Annotated in this window: 16 protein-coding genes and 1 pseudogene; 12 read left to right on the forward strand and 5 right to left on the reverse strand. The window is 46.5% G+C overall.

From position 1 onward, the window contains the following. Nucleotides 1-6: 6 nt before the first annotated feature. A complete protein-coding gene (locus NNL35_RS17440) occupies nucleotides 7-1,179 on the reverse strand; it encodes an ROK family transcriptional regulator (protein ID WP_006676157.1) in 1,173 nt (390 codons plus the stop codon). Between the two features lie 314 nt (nucleotides 1,180-1,493). Here NNL35_RS17440 and NNL35_RS17445 point away from each other — a divergent pair, with 314 nt between their 5' ends. The 7 genes from NNL35_RS17445 (at nucleotide 1,494) to NNL35_RS17475 (ending at nucleotide 8,367) form a co-directional block, all read left to right on the forward strand. Beyond that, nucleotides 1,494-2,438 carry a phosphotransferase family protein gene (locus NNL35_RS17445; protein WP_006676156.1) on the forward strand — a complete coding sequence of 315 codons (945 nt, stop codon included), beginning with the start codon at nucleotides 1,494-1,496 and terminating at the stop codon, nucleotides 2,436-2,438. A 220-nt stretch (nucleotides 2,439-2,658) separates the two neighbouring features. Then, nucleotides 2,659-2,925, forward strand: coding sequence for a hypothetical protein (locus NNL35_RS17450; protein ID WP_006676155.1), 267 nt, complete (start codon nucleotides 2,659-2,661; stop codon nucleotides 2,923-2,925). 68 nt (nucleotides 2,926-2,993) lie between these two features. Then, the gene (locus NNL35_RS17455) at nucleotides 2,994-3,701 is read left to right on the forward strand and encodes a response regulator transcription factor (RefSeq protein ID WP_006676154.1); all 708 of its coding nucleotides are present in this window, start codon (nucleotides 2,994-2,996) and stop codon (nucleotides 3,699-3,701) included. Next, a complete protein-coding gene (locus NNL35_RS17460) occupies nucleotides 3,694-5,052 on the forward strand; it encodes a sensor histidine kinase (protein WP_006676153.1) in 1,359 nt (452 codons plus the stop codon). Before NNL35_RS17455 ends, NNL35_RS17460 begins: the two co-directional genes overlap by 8 nt. Nucleotides 5,053-5,092: 40 nt before the next feature. Next, a complete protein-coding gene (locus tag NNL35_RS17465; RefSeq protein ID WP_006676152.1) occupies nucleotides 5,093-5,779 on the forward strand; it encodes a histidine phosphatase family protein in 687 nt (228 codons plus the stop codon). A 262-nt stretch (nucleotides 5,780-6,041) separates the two neighbouring features. Then, nucleotides 6,042-7,265 (forward strand): zinc-dependent alcohol dehydrogenase, encoded by a 1,224-nt coding sequence (locus NNL35_RS17470; RefSeq protein ID WP_040730693.1) that lies wholly within the window; start codon nucleotides 6,042-6,044, stop codon nucleotides 7,263-7,265. Between the two features lie 13 nt (nucleotides 7,266-7,278). Further along, nucleotides 7,279-8,367, forward strand: a complete 1,089-nt coding sequence (locus NNL35_RS17475; protein ID WP_006676150.1) for a class II aldolase/adducin family protein — start codon at nucleotides 7,279-7,281, stop codon at nucleotides 8,365-8,367. 71 nt (nucleotides 8,368-8,438) lie between these two features. On the opposite strand, the gene NNL35_RS17480 is transcribed toward NNL35_RS17475, so the two are convergent. Beyond that, nucleotides 8,439-9,308, reverse strand: a complete 870-nt coding sequence (locus NNL35_RS17480) for an alpha/beta hydrolase (RefSeq protein WP_006676149.1) — start codon at nucleotides 9,306-9,308, stop codon at nucleotides 8,439-8,441. Nucleotides 9,309-9,331: 23 nt separating this feature from the next. Further along, on the reverse strand, nucleotides 9,332-10,444 hold the full coding sequence (locus NNL35_RS17485; RefSeq protein WP_006676148.1) for an MGDG synthase family glycosyltransferase: 1,113 nt from the start codon (nucleotides 10,442-10,444) through the stop codon (nucleotides 9,332-9,334). 154 nt (nucleotides 10,445-10,598) lie between these two features. On the opposite strand from NNL35_RS17485, the gene NNL35_RS17490 reads away from it, so the two are divergent. Together NNL35_RS17490 and NNL35_RS17495 are read left to right on the forward strand one after the other, a co-directional pair. Continuing rightward, nucleotides 10,599-11,519, forward strand: coding sequence for a diacylglycerol/lipid kinase family protein (locus NNL35_RS17490; protein ID WP_006676147.1), 921 nt, complete (start codon nucleotides 10,599-10,601; stop codon nucleotides 11,517-11,519). A gap of 170 nt (nucleotides 11,520-11,689) precedes the next feature. Continuing rightward, on the forward strand, nucleotides 11,690-12,550 hold the full coding sequence (locus NNL35_RS17495; RefSeq protein WP_006676146.1) for a DUF421 domain-containing protein: 861 nt from the start codon (nucleotides 11,690-11,692) through the stop codon (nucleotides 12,548-12,550). Nucleotides 12,551-12,605: 55 nt separating this feature from the next. Here the strand turns inward: NNL35_RS17495 and NNL35_RS17500 are convergent, their stop codons facing one another. Then, the gene (locus NNL35_RS17500) at nucleotides 12,606-13,370 is read right to left on the reverse strand and encodes a YheC/YheD family protein (protein WP_338111480.1); all 765 of its coding nucleotides are present in this window, start codon (nucleotides 13,368-13,370) and stop codon (nucleotides 12,606-12,608) included. A gap of 235 nt (nucleotides 13,371-13,605) precedes the next feature. Here NNL35_RS17500 and NNL35_RS17505 point away from each other — a divergent pair, with 235 nt between their 5' ends. The 3 genes and pseudogenes from NNL35_RS17505 to NNL35_RS17515 form a co-directional block, all read left to right on the forward strand. Next, nucleotides 13,606-14,736: a C45 family autoproteolytic acyltransferase/hydrolase gene (locus NNL35_RS17505; protein WP_006676144.1), complete on the forward strand. Its 1,131-nt coding sequence runs from the start codon at nucleotides 13,606-13,608 to the stop codon at nucleotides 14,734-14,736. A 78-nt stretch (nucleotides 14,737-14,814) separates the two neighbouring features. Next, nucleotides 14,815-15,393 (forward strand): DNA-3-methyladenine glycosylase I, encoded by a 579-nt coding sequence (locus tag NNL35_RS17510; protein WP_006676143.1) that lies wholly within the window; start codon nucleotides 14,815-14,817, stop codon nucleotides 15,391-15,393. A 171-nt stretch (nucleotides 15,394-15,564) separates the two neighbouring features. After that, a pseudogene (locus NNL35_RS17515) lies at nucleotides 15,565-15,717 on the forward strand (spore germination protein); the annotation flags it as partial. Nucleotides 15,718-15,873: 156 nt separating this feature from the next. Here the strand turns inward: NNL35_RS17515 and NNL35_RS17520 are convergent. Then, entirely contained in the window at nucleotides 15,874-16,263 is a 390-nt protein-coding gene (locus tag NNL35_RS17520; RefSeq protein ID WP_006676141.1) for a hypothetical protein, read from the reverse strand. Between the last annotated feature and the right edge of the window lie 203 nt (nucleotides 16,264-16,466).

The following is a 16,466-nucleotide window of genomic DNA, read 5'->3' on the forward strand; positions in this document are numbered from 1 at the left end:
CTTCGATTAGTAAAGTTGTTTGTCTTGCATAAATTGCAAAGCGGGAAATGCCTGGTTCAAGCCTAATATCGCAATGCCCTGCAGCGCCGAATGATGCTGCATGCCGGATATTTCAATCGATACGTCCGTCACATCGGTCGTATGGAGACGTATTTTGCGATGGAGCCGTTCCAACCGCAGTGACTGGGTCACGCCTCCCATCAGCAATATTTTCTCGGGATTGAGCAGCGCAATAATATTGAGAATGCCAATTGCCAATTGATCCTCGAATTGGTCTACCAGATAGCTGGCTTGCAAGTCGCCCTGTTCCGCGAGCAGGAACACATCCTTGGCGGTTACCGGGCGATGAAATAAAGCGGTTGCAGCCTCTTCCAGTCCGGAGCCGGAGCAGAGCTTCTCGAAATGGCCCTTCGCGGAAGGCGAGTACAGCTGAGGCTTCCGGAACAGCATATAGCCGATTTCGCCCGCCGCGTTGTTGGCCCCTCGAATCACTTTGCCGTCGATGAGCACTGCCGAGCCAAGTCCAGTGCCGATTCCGATCAGCACCGCGGAGTTCAGATGGCGGAACGCCCCGGCGTACATCTCGCCGACAAGGGCGGAGCGTACGTCATTCTCAATCGTGACGGGCACATGGAACCGCTCTTGGAAAAATTGCGCTAACGGCACGTTCGTCCACTCCGGCAGATTGGGAGATCCTTCTAATACGATGCCCGCAATCGGGTCGACGATACCCGGAGTCGCGATGCTGATAAAAGCGAGACGCTCGGCCGGTTGTCCCGAATGCGCAATAAATGCGCTGATATCGTCCGCCATTTGCGATAAAAATTCCCGGCTCGAGGCGAGGCGATAGGTAGCCACCGTCCTGTCCATCATGCATTCGCCAGCAAGATTGTACAGTCCAAGATGGATGGTTGTCCCGCCCAGATCAACGGCGACGCCGAAGGCGGCGTTCTTGGAGAAATGAAGCCGCGTGCCGCGCTTGCTTGCGTCGGCCTCATCCTTCTCGTCGAATATAAGCTTCTCGTCGATAAGCGCCTTCACGATATCGGATACGGTCGCCTTCGTAATTCCTGAATGCTTCGCGATATCCGTCCGGGAGAGGGGGCCTTTGTCCTTAATAATATTGAGGACCAATTCCTTGTTCAGCTTGCGGATCGTACTTGGTAAATTTGCCTGCATCGTTCCTGATCAACTTCTTTCCCGTTGTAGTCCCTTATTCTTTTAAGTTTATAATATAAACTTAAAATGCTTTTAAAAAAGGATTATTGAACTTCTTCGCATAAATGTAAGGGCTTTATTCTCTATATAAGTTTATAATACATCCTTAAATCAGGGATCGTCAATCTCAAAAGGGTTGTCTAAATGTTCCAACAACAGGCCTGAGCATACCGGCCTTGCACAGCATCAACGATAAAATCGGCTGGATAACATGATCCGTGCGCCCTCCGATGATAAAATGGACTGTATTATGATGGCTTGAGAGGAGGATCTTAATGAATCCGATACCAACGATGCTGAAGGCGCATTATGATATCGTCAGGGCGGACGTCTTCCCGCAGCAAGGCGGATGGTCCGCGCTTGCCTATAAAGTAAGTACGGCGGAACGTGCCTATTTCTTGAAAGTGTATGACAAGAGCAGGGCATCGACTCCAAAATGGACGGCTCTGATTGATCACTATGTGCCTATCTTGTTGTGGCTCTTGCAGCATAGCGGCTTGAAGGGGAAAATCCCCGTGCCGCTGCTAACCAATCACGGCCATTATCAATGCGAAAATGAAACTGGGATCTATCTGCTGTATGAATATATTCACGGGGACACCATTGGCGATAACGTGTTGACGAGGGAGCAAGTCAGCCAGCTTGCGGACATCATGGCGGAGCTTCATCGCTACGGCGAAGAAATTCCTATAGATACGGATGCGGTGAAGGAAGATTTTCAGCTTCCGTTTCTGCAGCCGCTGACGAACATGCTGGATAAGGAATGGGCCAAGATTCCTAGCGATGCACGGGAACGGCTCCGTCCTCATATCACGTCTATTCAAGGGCTGGCCTACAATGTTGAGAGGCTATCTGAACACTTGAGACACGGCAAGGTCAACATGGCCCTGTGCCATACCGATCTTCACCCCTGGAATATGATGCAATCCGGGCAGCAGCTGATGTTGATCGACTGGGAAGGCCTGAAGCTGGCGCCCGTGGAGGCAGACATGATGTTTTTAGTTAATGAACCCTTCTTTGAACCATTTATGGGCATATACCGGAAGCGCCATCCCGATTATGCCGTCAACGCCGACGCATTGCAATTCTATCAAGGCAGACGCAAGTTAGAGGATATTTGGGAATTTCTCGAACAGCTTGTGTATGACGTCCAAGAGGCGCCGCAAAGAGAGGCTGCCTTAAACCATTTGTCCCAAGAACTGCAACAGATAAATAGTTGATTTTTTCCGATCCTCTTGATAAGAAGGCGTGCGGGTAACGTTACATCACCTTGTATCGTGGAATGATGTATTTCCATAAACCATGTCCAAATAGTGCGCTTATGAAGCTTGAAGGAATAGAACAGCAGAAGCGGGAGCCCTCCTTTATAACTTCTTCACAACTTGCAAATACGTTCTTCATATCTCTCCTTTATATTATAACCATAAGGAGGAGATACTAATGAAAAAAGTATGGCTAGGCATAGCAACCGTGGTCTTGGTTATGGGAATTGGAACAGCTGGCGCATATGCTGCATCAGGCGACAACAATACCGGCGGCGACCGCAGCTTCTTTGAACAGATGCTGCCGCACGCGAAGCAAATGCATCCCGAGCTCTCCGATCAACAAATTGAGCAGATGTATAATAGCTGCCATAATGGCAATGGCATGGGACGGGGAATGATGAACAATTCTCAATGGCGCGGCAGTATGATGAATTTCAATTAATACTGTGCTATGATAGGCCTCGCGAATATCGCTAGGCCTATCTTTTATATATGGTGAGGTTGATACGTATGGACCGTGCAAAAATATTGATTGTGGATGATGAGGCGGATATCCTTCAGGTGATTAAAGCCTATCTGGAGAAAAATGAGTATCTGGTGTATGAGGCGGATACCGGGAAGGGAGCGCTGAGTCTATGGGAGTATCTGCAGCCAGATCTGATCATATTGGACTTGATGCTGCCTGACATGTCCGGCGAAGAAGTCTGCAGAACTATCCGTAAGACATCCAACGTTCCCATCCTGATGCTGACCGCCAAAAGCAGTGAGGATGATATGGTGAATGGAATTCTGATCGGCGCCGACGATTATATTATGAAGCCGTTCAGCCCGAGAGAGCTGGTTGTGCGCGTGATTAGCTTGTTACGCAGAGCGCAGCTTCCCGTTGCGCCACAGCAAGAAAAGTCTCTTTCCTTCGGCAACAACCATCTGACCATTGATTCCCATCGGCATGAAGTAAAAGTCAGGGGAGAACTTGTCTCACTCACTCCCATTGAATTCAAATTGCTTGAGCTTCTGGCGAAGCATCCCAAGCGAGCGTTCAGCCGCTTGGAACTCGTTAATCTTGTCCAAGGGGACACATTTGAGGGATTTGAGCGCACGATCGATGTTCATATTAAAAACATCCGCCAAAAAATAGGGGATAACCCAAGAAAACCGACATTTATTGCGACGGTTTTTGGCGTCGGTTATAAATTCCAGGTGAATCCGGATGAATAAGGGCGGACTTCGGAAAAAGCTGTTGTTGTCGCATATCGGGGTCGCGCTCACATCGCTGCTTACCATTACGATCCTTGTCTATTTGGTCATGACTTTTGCCTTCGGCCAGTATATGAAGAAGCAGCAGCAAGCAGAAGCCGACATGCTAATTAATGATTTGGAGGCCTCCTATAACGCGGAAGCAGGCGGGTGGGCGATGGGCTCACTCATGCAGATTTCCCATCAAGCCATGCACCGCAATTATAACGTCAAAATCTACGATGCCACGAACCGATTGATCTGGGATACGAGCAAAATGGGAATGATGATGCACACTTCTCCGGGAGCAGGATTCAGCGAGCACGATAATGTCTTTTCCCGAAATATGATGAAAAACGGGCAAAAAATCGGCATGATCGAAATTCAAGGAATCGAGAGCGCCTTTGCCTCGCAAAATCAAGAGTTCCTGCGGTTGTTTAACTCTTTATTATGGGGTGCACTCCTTATTGTGATTGTTGGCGTCTCGCTCTTCAGCGTCCTGATGGCGAACAGCTTAAGCCGGCCTCTCCTGCGAATTAAGCAGATTGCCACCCGAATGAGAACAGGGGACTTGTCTTCACGGGTTGCCCTGGCGAACCCTGCAACCGAAATCGACGAGGTGGGCTTGGCGTTGAATCATCTGGCGGATGCCCTGGAGCAGCAGGATAAGCTGCGCAAAAATTTGACTGCGGATATCGCCCATGAATTGCGCACTCCGTTAGCCACGATTCAAAGCCATATCGAAGCATTCCAGGATGGGGTGTGGCAAGCGACGCCTGACAAGCTGGAAGTATGCCATGAGCAAGTGATCCGATTGGTGAAGCTCATCCATGATCTTGAAAAATTAACGGCGGTTGAGAATCCGATGCTGCAGCTGCAAAAAAATGAAGTGTGCCTGAATGAAGTTATCCGGGATTCCGTAAACACGGTAACCGGGCAGTTTGAAGATAAACATATTTCCATTGATATACAGCAAGACCAAGCTGTCTTTTTGACCGGCGATTATGGAAGGCTCGTTCAAGTTTTTGTGAACCTGCTGAATAACGCCTATAAATATACGAACGAGGGCAGTATCCGTGTCGTTATTTCCGAAGAGCCGTCTTATGCGAAGGTCACCATTACGGATACGGGAACAGGCATCGCTCCAGAGGAGCTGCCGTTTATATTTGAACGATTTTATCGGGGCGAGAAATCCCGAAATCGCAAAACCGGCGGAGCCGGGATCGGGCTGGCCATCGTAAAAGCGATCGTCGAAGCGCATGGAGGGAGTATTGAGGCCGCAAGCGCGGTGGGCCAAGGCAGCGAGTTCTCTGTTCGCCTTCCCAAACAATAGTTAACGGTATAAAGTAACATTTGTGGAGAGAGAATATAGCATGTTTGAACAAACCGTTCTGAAAGGAAATTGTGAAAACATGTTCCCGAAGAAAATGTTGCTGCTCCCCCTCGTTTTCGTCACTTTACTGGTCTTGTCCGGGTACCGTACGGAAGCAGGCCACTTGCCGGAGACTGAGAATCGAGCGATCATAGAGGCACTCCGGAACGGCGGCTACATCCTGTATATGCGGCACGGCGAAGCGACGATGGGCCAAGATTTTCCGCATGTGATCTTTGACGACTGCGGAACGCAAAGAAATTTGAGCGAAGAAGGCAAAAGGCAGGCCCGGGAGATAGGCCAGATGATTAACAAACTAAACATACCGATTCAATATCCCGTATGGACAAGTCCTTATTGCCGTGCTCGAGATACGGCCCGGATTGCATTTGGGAGCCAGAACGTCAAAGTGATTCCCCTTTTGGCTGACATCGTAAAAGTAAGCACTCAAGATGTACCGGTCGAAGAAAAGCAAAACATTGTTGCAAACATTAGTAGAGTTCTGGAAATCGCTCCCGCTCGCGGCTCTAATCAAATCATCATCGGACACAGTTTTCCTGCCGGTACGGCGTTGGGCGAGATTCCGAATATGGGTACGGCCGTAATTAAATCAAGAGGGCAGGGGAATGGTTATGAAGTAGCACGAATAATGAGCCTAGAAGAGTTCATGAAGCTTCAATCATATTGAACTAGACGATACATGTGCAATGCAACCCTCACTTCCGACAAGGTGGGGGCTATTTGCATTCGCAAAAAATCATCCCTATTAAATTGAAGCGTAAATCGTTTATTCGAATCTGGAATCAGGAGTAACGAATAGACAGTATGTATTTGGGCTCCAAATACGAGGGGAAAATGTTCAGCTCGTTCAACCACTGTAATAATATTGCTGGATATGGAGTACACATCTTAATATCACAGAGAGACCATGGTGAAAGGACTCGATAGTTTTGAAAGCGGTACAGTTTAATGTCGGCAAACCACAGTATGTCTTGTGTAAAGCGCTAGGGTCGCTTATTCCATCCATATATATTGGACGATTATCATGCACTCGTTATCGGGACGTCCCTGAACCGAAGCTGCCCGATGAAGAATGGGTACGAGTTAAAGTAAAATACGGCGGAATTTGCGGCAGCGATCTGAACCTTATTTTTCTTCACGACAGCCCGGCAACCTCTCCATTTGCTTCCTTTCCCTTCACCATCGGGCATGAAGTGGTCGGCGTAATCGATGAAGTGGGGCAGAGTGTGTCTGGTATTCAACGAGGGGAACGAGTGATAGTCGATCCGATCTTATCATGTATGGCAAGGGGATTCCATGAACCTTGCCCGGCGTGCCGACGAGGTGACTTGAGTCTCTGCGAACGCATGGCTTCGGGGCCCATCTCTCCCGGACTGCTTATCGGAGCCTGCCGGGATACGGGGGGAAGCTGGAGCCCGTATCTGGTCGCTCACCACAGTCAAATCTTCAAAGTGCCCGCTAATGTCAGTGATCGGAATGCAATCATGACCGATCCGTTTGCTACTGCGTTGCATGCGATAATGCGGGATCCGCCGCGCGAGAATGATACAGTACTCGTGATTGGAGCAGGAGTTATCGGCATTTGCGTGGTAGCAGCCCTGCGTGCCCTTGGTTATTCCAATCGAATCATTGCATTGGCGAAGCATCCTTTTCAGATGAAAATGGCCCGGCTGTATGGAGCCAGCGAGATTTTTCAATTGACATCCGGTTCCGAATGTTATGAACAATTGGCTCAACTCCTCGGCGCTAAGGTATTGACACCTCTCTTCGGCAAACCTGTCATACAGGGAGGGGCAGATATTACCTACGAGTGTGTGGGCAGGGATCGAAGCATTGATGATGCCTTGCGTTTGACGAAGAGCGGCGGGAAGGTAAAGCTCTTGGGAGTGGCGAGTTTCCCTCGTGGCGTCGATTGGACTCCAATCTGGCTGAACGAATTGGAAATCCAAGGGAGCTTCGCCGTCAGTACGGAAAAATTCGGGGAGAAGCGGCCTCGTACTTATGCTCTGGCATTGGACTTGATGAGTTCGGGCAAAATCGACCTTGCTCCCTTGGTAACCCACCAATTCCCGTTGGATCAATATCGACAGGCCATTGCGACTGCTTCAGGCAAAGGAAAATCAAAGGCGATGAAAGTTGTCTTTGAACTATGAAGGGGGAACACATATGAATTTCTCCATTGCAGGTGAATTGAAAAGCCCAGCTTTGAAGTGGTTTGCAGCCGGATTGAAAAGAGAACTGATCGATAATGGATACCATTATTGCAAGGAACCTGTCAATGATATCCGTTTTGTATTGAATTTCGTGGACACCAACCAATTAAAACCTTTTCGCAGAAAAGCACAAGCTACCTACTCCGTAGCGATTGCCGAAACCTATGAGCTTCCCCATGACATTTTGAAGTCAGCTTACCCCATACTCATTCGCACGCTTTCCAATCTGTTGATTTATATCATACATACTCGGGATGGGCAATGTAACACGTATTTCATCACGCTCGAACAAGGATGTTATCTTGTGCCGTTTGAACAAAATAACGATGAATTGTTTTTCGGCAAGGTGATGGAAAGATTACATCCCTTAGCATCCTCCCGGTTAGTCATTAATAATGAGTTCCACCACGATCTCCCTCCAGATTTATGGGATGGGGACGAAATAACGGCCCAGATACACGAAGCAGGCAAAAAATTGGATGCCCTGAACCTTTTACCGGCCCCTTTTCCTCTCGAGGAACTCCTGTCGCCCCAAGATTTACGGCATGTCAAACGGCTATACGGAATCGGCGGATTGAGTTATGGCAATCTGAGCGCACGCAAAGACGGCCAGCAATTCTGGATGAGCGGAAGCGGTGTAAACAAGGGGGATATGAGAATCATCGGACGGGATATCCTCTTGGTCATGGGCTACAATGCCGAACGGACGGCTATGCTGCTAAATGTGCCGCCGAATATAAAGCCTCATCGGGTATCCGTCGATGCCATCGAACACTGGATGATTTATAGGCAGCACCCGGAAGTGGGGGCGATCGTCCATGTTCATGCATGGATTAATGGAATTCCATCCACAGAAATCAATTACCCTTGCGGGACGTGGGAATTGGCACAAGCCGTATCCGATCTGGTGAATCGATCGGAAGATCCGACAAGAGCCATTATCGGGTTGAAGAACCACGGTTTAACGATTACGGGTCCTGATCTTGATGACATTTTTCAACGTATTGAGGGGCGTATCGTCCAACAAGTCCCTATGACATAGGACCATTACGGTTCATCCCGATCCATGAGAACAAGCTTCTCATGGTTTTTTGTGTTCAGCCATGCGAGAAATCAAAGACGTGAACCTAACCATTGAAAAACGGATTCAATCGCTTCATCCTTGCGATGTTCATTCAATGGGCAGTGACCGACATCTTCGAACAGAATGGAATGTTTATCGCTTGCAGGAATCGATTGCATAAATAACTCTATATGTTTCGAATCTGCCACGGAATCCTGCAGGCCATACAGGCACAAGGTCGGTACCCGAAATTGATTGACTTCCGTTAAAGCCTGGGCTCCGTGGCGCAATAATTCCGTGATCCAACGTGGAGTGTACTGCACCGTAGTTGACGGATCGCTCAAAAGTTCAGAAGTCCAGCTCGGCAAATACGCTTGTAACCAACGCAACTTTTTTAAGGATTCATTCCATCTGATTAATTCAAGCGGAAAGCTCGGTGTTAGTCTTGAAAAAAGCTGAGCGCATTTGCGAAAAAAGTAGGGAATCCTCGTATGTATTCCTAATGCAGGGGACGATAATATGACCCCGGCCAATTTATCGATCGCCATAGTGAAGTGCTGAACATATCGAATGATGATCAGACCGCCTAAACTATGACCAAAAAGATAGATGGGGATTTGCGGAAATTGCTTATTAAAGTAATCTATCAATTGATCCAGGTCATCCAAGTAAGTATAAAACTGATGTATGTGACCGGGCTGGCCATCGGATTGTCCGAACCCCCGAAGGTCGGGAGCGACAAAAGCAAATTGCCTATTTGCGCTTTCTTCACCGATGTCAAAATAACGGCTGGAATCCTCTCCTGCGCCATGAATAAAAAGCAAGAGGCCACGAGGATTCATCGGAAACCAAGAGCGAAAATTCAGTTTGAAATTATGCTCTTTCAAATTATACGTGTTGATGTTGCAATCGTTACCCATGAAAGTCCTCCTGGTTCGTGTCATTAGCTGAGAAGTTTCATAATCGATCGGGCTCCAGCAAGCGGATTGATTTTTTGCTGGTAATGTTCCATGTTGCTCTGCAGGAATTCGAATGGTTCAGGAGAAGAGAGCAGCTTCTGAATCCAATGGTCCACCTCATCCTGATGATTGATTCGGATCGCTAATTCCTGATTAACCAAGCGATTGGAATTAAATTCTTCATGACCGGGAATCGGTTGGAAAATGAGCATCGGAACTCCTTTGCTCAAGGCTTCGAAGCACGTGAGTCCGCCTGGCTTGGTAATTAACAGATCTGCTGCATCCAGGAGCGTATCGATCATGTCGACAAAGCCCAAAATCATAATATGTTGATGCTGGAAGTGCGCGTTGCTTTGCAAGGCACACCTTAGCGACTCATTGTATCCGGTGCAGATCAATATCTGAACGAACTCCCTCCACTTGATAAGCGAATGGGCAAGTTCCTGAATTCCGCCCAGGCCCAATCCTCCCCCCATAATCATTACGGTAGGAAGATCTTTTAAACGCAATCTTCTTCTTGCCTCTTGCTTGTCTGTTTTATTCCAGAAATTCGACTTAATCGGTATTCCCGTCACCGCAATTCGATAATTCGGAATTCCCATCTGACGCAATTGTTGATGAACATCTTCGTCGGATACGAGATACAGATCCACCTCGGGTTGAACCCATACTCCGTGGGCGTGAAAATCGGTGATGACCGTGCAGAGGTTAATCGGATAGCCCCTTTTTTTTAACCGTGCAATGGAAGAACTGTTGAACGGATGCGTACAGATGACCAGATCCGGTCGGATTTGGTCCAACATTTGTTCCATGTTGCGATGAAATAACTGATAGATCGTGAACTGAAGCCATTGCGATACAGGCTGATTTTGTTTCGACTCATAGATTTTTTTCCATAACAAAGGATACATCGTAATCAATTTCTTATACGAGCGAAACAAGATAGCCGTTCTCGTCGGATGAAGCATCTTGCCGATTTCAACAATTTGCGTATGAATGGACGGTTCCAACTGCGCAATGCCCTGCGCCAATGCTTCTGCCGCTTGGGTATGTCCACTGCCAAACAGTTCGGAAAGGATTAATATCTTTTTTTGCATAATTCCTCTCCTTGCCCCTCAAGTTTCTATTTTATTTTGATACATCGAACGAAAATTATACATGATTTCGAAGATCGAATCCCGAGCCCTATCCTCTTGGTATACATGGCAAGCAATTCGGAAAAAGTGTAGATAGATGGATAGGGGGATTCGTATGTATCTATTTATTGTGAACAGAATATCCGGCAACGGTAAAGGGATCAAAACCTGGAGAAAAATCGAGCCAATACTTCAGAACAAACAAGTTCATTATAAAGTGGAGTTTTCAGACAGCCCGTCCCATGCTGCCCTTCTTGTACGGCAATATATGATCAAGCATGACATGATGAAAGCTTTTGTCATTGTAGGAGGGGACGGTACAATCCAAAGCGTAGCTCATGAAATCGCAGAAAGTAACATTCCCTTGGGAATCATACCGGCAGGCTCCGGCAATGATTTGGCCAGGGGACTGCATATTCCTTTAAACGCCAAAAAAGCGCTGGAGTATTTATTGACGGGGACAACGAAAAAAATAGACATTGCCCGGATTGGAAGCAAATGCTTCACCACCGTTGTCGGTATCGGGATCGATGGGAAGGTCGCACAAACCGTTAACCTCTCACGTTATAAAAAATGGTTTAATCATTTGAAAATGGGGAATTTGTCTTACATATTCAGCTTCATTCAAGTCTTATTGCGTTACAAGCCTGCCGATGTTCATATTACAGTCGACGGTAAGGAAATGATCTTTTCCGATGTATGGCTAATCGCCGTCGCTAATTTGCCTAACTACGCCGGTGGAATGAAGATTTGCCCGGAAGCTTGTTATACGGACGGTTTTTTTCATATTTGCATCGTTCAAGGAATTTCCCGTTGGACGTTAATGAAAATATTCCCGGATGTATTTCGGGGGAATCACATTTTTCATCCAGGTGTAACAACGTTGCGAGGAAGAAAAGTTGAAGTCTATACGGAATCACCGATGATCGCACATGGAGATGGGGAAATGATCGGGGAGACGCCTCTTGAAGTGACCGTTTATCAGGATGGGATTCATGTCATTTTCAATCCTCAGTTCATTCCGTCCTTAGCGTAACAACAAATCTCAAGCAGAAGAGTTACAGCCATGTCATAAATTATGACATACTGTAACTCTTTATTTTAGCCTTATTAATTTTGGGAAAATACATGGAAAATAAATTCTGGCATTTCATCCTGCGTTTTGACAAATAATCTGGATTGACATGTTGAAAGGAGGTCACTTTCGTGCCGCAATGGCTTGAGATTGCTTGGCGTACATTCGTGGCAGTCATTGTTCTTTTCCTGATGACCAAGCTGTTAGGGAAAAGGCAAGTGACGCAGCTTTCCGTATTCGAATACATTACCGGAATTACCATCGGGAGCCTTGCCGCTTATGTTTCGATGGATTTGGAAGCCACATGGTATTTAGGACTTGTTTCATTAGGTGTGTGGGTAGCTGTTGCGTTAGGTATTGAATATATACAGTTGAAAAGTAAAACCGTCAGGGATTTTGTTGAAAGCAAAGCGACGGTCTTAATTAAAGACGGAAAAATAATGGAAGACAACCTGAAAAAAGAACGGCTTACCACCGATGAACTGTTAGAGCAGTTGCGTCAAAAACAAGTATTCAAAGCGGCCGACGTTGAATTTGCCATAATGGAGCCCAGTGGAGAAGTCAATGTCCTGCTCAAAAGGGAAAACCAGCCGCTAACCCCCAAACATCTGGGCATTAAGGTGGCGCCGGAACAAGAACCGCAAGCGGTAATCATGGATGGCAGTATTATGGACGAGCCGCTTGCTACTATCGGCTTGAACCGGCAATGGCTGAACACGGAACTAGAAAAAACAGGAGTTGCTGTCGAAAATGTGTTTCTTGGGCAAGTGGATGCGCACGGACAATTGTATGTCGATCTGTACGACGATCAAATCAAGGTTCCCGAGCCCCAAAAACGTGCCGTTCTCTTCGCAACATTAAAAAAATGCGAAGCGGATTTGGAAATGTTCGGTCTGGCAACCCAGAACACCGAAGCCAAACAAATGTATGAGCAGTGTTCAAAGCAGCTTCTAACCGTAATAGCGGATCTAAAACCATTATTGCATCGGTAAAGAGAAAGGCCGCCTCAGCTGTGCAGGCGGCCACACTAGTTTTGATGCTTCGTTATTACTTGAATCGCCCATATGCTTTGGCATAGCGCAGAATCCGGCGATAGGCCGAAGGATTGAAAGTCCGGTAGACATATATGGCCGGACTTGTGTTGACTTCCAGGATCCATGGCCGCATGTTTTTATCGAGTGCGATATCGAGCCCTATTTGTTTTAGGCCTCGATATTTTGTACTTAATTGCTTGCCGACCGATAATCCCATTTGGTTCAGTTCGCGGCGCAGCTTGCGAATGGAGGACTGATTCATATGAGGACGCAATAGGGTAGACAGCGATTCCATGCTCCCGCCATTACTGACATTGGTGACAATCTTATTGGCTGCTGCCTTGCGGCCTAAGATGGACATGGCCTCCCATTGATTGTTCAGATTCTTCTGAACCAAGACCCGAAGATCGAATTTCCTCCCACGGTGGCTCATCATATGAATGCCCTGCTGCACCAAATATTTCCGCTTCCCGATTCTGGACTTGATGCCGGATTGCAACTGGTTCATGGAACGGAACACTTTGCTGGAAACTCCTTCTCTCAGCTCAAACGATGCTTTGGAGCGCTTTTTTGCGCGCATGACTCCTTTGCCGTGAGTACCCGCGTCCGGCTTCACATACACCATGTTATAGCGGTTCAGCATCTCTTGCAAGCTGCTGGAGCTGTATACGGCTGTCTTCGGGATGAAACGCTTCAACGATGAGTTTTGCAGAATGCGTGTCTTTTTCCATTTGCTAAATACATGTTGGACAGGCAAAAAAGCATCACCCTTTTCCAATAAATTGATTGCATCTGATTGATAGTAACTACAGGGACTAGGAATAGATCATGTGATATCAATGTATGACGCTGTCCCTCATTGGGAGTGGACAATAACCTATTGGGACGGCAATGGCGTCATAGGGTAAAGGTATAGACCAAATTTTTTTATAATGCTAAGATGACGGCGAAGCAGCAACAAGTTGATTTTAGAAAGGTTAGACCAAAAAATTTATGCCAGAGAGGTGGTAAATGTGAAATCCAATGTTCAGAAAGAACCGATGATTTTTGATATCCATGTGGCAGAAGGAAGCCATTATGAAGTGGGGAAGCAGCGGGCGATTACATTGAAGCAAAATTATCCGGAAGATATTCTCTATTATATCAGTCCTATGGAGGGACAGGATTATATATCTGCAGCAACCGCACACAAGAGGATGATGATGATTGATAAAATATGTCCCGGTTTTACAGATGAGGTACAAGGTTTTGCCGATGAAGTAAATACGGATCCGGAAAAAATAATATGTTATGCAAATTCATACCACAACTCACCACATTGCTGTCAATTTGCAGTGCTTCCTTCAAACACAAGCGACGGACACTTTTATATAGGAAGAAGCTATGAATATTTCGTAAGGGACGAAAGAAGTTTATGCATTACCCGGGTAACCGGAAAACCGAAGCATATTGGATTCTCATTACAGAATGCAGGAAGAACGGATGGGATGAATGAATATGGACTCGTCGTCTCCATGTCCAGTACCGCTTACTTGAAACCTCTAGAGGGGGATGGTTGTGAATTTTGGATTGCTCTCCGAGCCATTTTGGACCGCTGCAAAGATGTATATGAAGCTCAATGCCTGCTTGAAGAAATTCCGTTATGCACCAATGCGAATATTATGGTAGCCGATGCTTCCAATGATGTTTCCATATTCGAGATGGCCAGCTTTTCATCAAGCAAAAAACGGATTTCTGTACGGAAACCCGTTGGCGGTCTAATCGTAGCTACTAATCATTATGTGAGCCATGAAATGAAAGAATTCGATGAACATCATTTCTGGAATTCCGAAATTCGTTATTCATCCGTCTGGAATTCCTTATTACGGGAAACACCTTATATGAACGAGGGAAAGGTAAAGAAGCTGCTGTCCACTCCGTATCCGTATGGTCCATGCTGCCATTTTTATTCCAGCGGGATGGGGACGTTAAGAAGCATGGTCTTTAATATTACGGAGAAGAAGCTGCAGGTTAGCTTTGGTCCGCCGGATATGAATCCGTGGCACTCCATTGATTTTGATACTCCAGTCGGGCTTGATGAAATAGTAGGCCAATACGATAATGTAAATATCAGCGATCCGGAACAATTTTGGAGAGAGATGTGACACAAAAAATTTACTAGAATTATGGGGAAAAGAGTTTTTCCGGCCTTGCGGAGGCGGGATAGATAGGGGATTATGCGAATGATAAAGCGATGCGCATGGGTCAAGGAAAGTGAGCCTTTATACAGGGAGTATCATGATAATGAATGGGGTGTTCCCGTATACGACGACCGAATCTTATTTGAAATGCTGTGCCTGGAAGGAGCGCAGGCGGGACTCAGTTGGTGGACGATTTTGCAAAAAAGAGAAAATTATCGAAAAGCCTTTGATCATTTCGATGCGGAAAAAATTGTTCATTATACCGATGAAAAATTGCAATCGTTACTCAATAATCAAGGGATTGTTCGCAATAAGCTGAAAATTCAAAGCGTCGTCACGAATGCCAAGACTTTTTTAACAATTCAAAAAGAGTATGGTTCATTTTCCGGTTATATATGGAATTTTGTTGATAACAATCCTATCGTGAACCGTTGGGAAACCGTACAAGAAGTCCCTGTCTCCAATGAAATCAGCGATCACATGTCAAAAAAGTTAAAAAAGGACGGATTCTCCTTTGTAGGCAGTACGATTTGTTATTCATTTATGCAAGCGGTAGGGATGGTGAATGACCATACGTTGGACTGCTTCTGTCATCCTTCTCATCAAAAAGCACAACCCTAAAGATTGCTAGAGTCCAGCAGGCGGGTTGGCGTGACAACGCAGAACCCGCTTTTTTGTTTTCATTGTCTTGCTTCCGGACTTCTTGTTTTTCAGAACGAATGCTGGCGAACGATGGCTCGTCCTTGCCTTGATACATGGATATTTCAACAAATATGGGGGGATTCTACAGTATCGTTCTCTCCCTTTCCGCAGCTGCTGCATACGGAGAGACCGGATCGGGTCATCGGGAATTTGCTGGAGGGCAGAGTGGCGCTATTGGCCGAAGGCAGCCCGACGGCCTTAATCCTGCCGGTAACCTTTTCAGCTTTGGCATCGCCATTTGATCCAAAAGTGAAAGTAGAGATCGTCAATCACGGAATCATGAACTAGCCAGGAATGTGAGGCGTACGATTCTAAGAAGAGAAGAAGACTGCGCCGATGCCATGCAGGGCGAAAAGCAGCCGGTTCATATCGGCTGCTTTTTCAATGCTGGCTGGCAGGTTAATCTAGTCTTTCTATCTGCTTATGGAACGAAAACGTTATGCCTGCGCCAGCCTGGAAATTTAGCATATCGATCATTTCTTTGGTGCTTTGGCTCATTCCGCTTTGCACAAGGGGCGCATTGGTAGTCGGACTCTGATCGCTTCCCCCGGCTTCTGTCTCCATCAATTGTTGTGTCTCGCTTAGCAGCACTCTGCTCCCATCGGGCCTGACCATATATTGCCTGATATATGCGCCTTCACGAGTGGTAACGAGCTTCCCTTTTTTGTCCTCTTGTTTTTCTTCTTCCTGTTTCGCCACATCTTTCAGGACGGATTCAAATAATAATTCATTATTTTGATTTTTCCGTTGGGTTGAAGACGGAAATCGATAGTTGGAATCAATACGCATGATAATCCTCCTTTCCCGATGTCCCCCCCTCCATTGGAATTGGGGGATGATTCTATTATCGGAAGGAGGGCTTCATTCAGTTAGCTTTTAGGAGAATCTATCTCACGTTGTATACTTTCAAATCACCAATGGTACATTCTACTATTTTGTGTTATATTTTGAAGAGAACAGCATCCGAATGACTTCATTTAACGGGGAACGCT

Origin of the sequence: Paenibacillus dendritiformis (genome assembly GCF_945605565.1) — a bacterium.
GTDB classification, from domain to species: Bacteria; Bacillota; Bacilli; order Paenibacillales; family Paenibacillaceae; genus Paenibacillus_B; species Paenibacillus_B dendritiformis_A.

Coding starts and splice junctions, on each gene's coding strand:
- NNL35_RS17440 (WP_006676157.1), bottom strand. CDS start 1,179: ATGCAGGCAAATTTACCAAGTACGATCCGCAAGCTGAACAAGGAATTG.
- NNL35_RS17445 (WP_006676156.1), top strand. CDS start 1,494: ATGAATCCGATACCAACGATGCTGAAGGCGCATTATGATATCGTCAGG.
- NNL35_RS17450 (WP_006676155.1), top strand. CDS start 2,659: ATGAAAAAAGTATGGCTAGGCATAGCAACCGTGGTCTTGGTTATGGGA.
- NNL35_RS17455 (WP_006676154.1), top strand. CDS start 2,994: ATGGACCGTGCAAAAATATTGATTGTGGATGATGAGGCGGATATCCTT.
- NNL35_RS17460 (WP_006676153.1), top strand. CDS start 3,694: ATGAATAAGGGCGGACTTCGGAAAAAGCTGTTGTTGTCGCATATCGGG.
- NNL35_RS17465 (WP_006676152.1), top strand. CDS start 5,093: ATGTTTGAACAAACCGTTCTGAAAGGAAATTGTGAAAACATGTTCCCG.
- NNL35_RS17475 (WP_006676150.1), top strand. CDS start 7,279: ATGAATTTCTCCATTGCAGGTGAATTGAAAAGCCCAGCTTTGAAGTGG.
- NNL35_RS17480 (WP_006676149.1), bottom strand. CDS start 9,308: ATGGGTAACGATTGCAACATCAACACGTATAATTTGAAAGAGCATAAT.
- NNL35_RS17485 (WP_006676148.1), bottom strand. CDS start 10,444: ATGCAAAAAAAGATATTAATCCTTTCCGAACTGTTTGGCAGTGGACAT.
- NNL35_RS17490 (WP_006676147.1), top strand. CDS start 10,599: ATGTATCTATTTATTGTGAACAGAATATCCGGCAACGGTAAAGGGATC.
- NNL35_RS17510 (WP_006676143.1), top strand. CDS start 14,815: ATGATAAAGCGATGCGCATGGGTCAAGGAAAGTGAGCCTTTATACAGG.
- NNL35_RS17520 (WP_006676141.1), bottom strand. CDS start 16,263: ATGCGTATTGATTCCAACTATCGATTTCCGTCTTCAACCCAACGGAAA.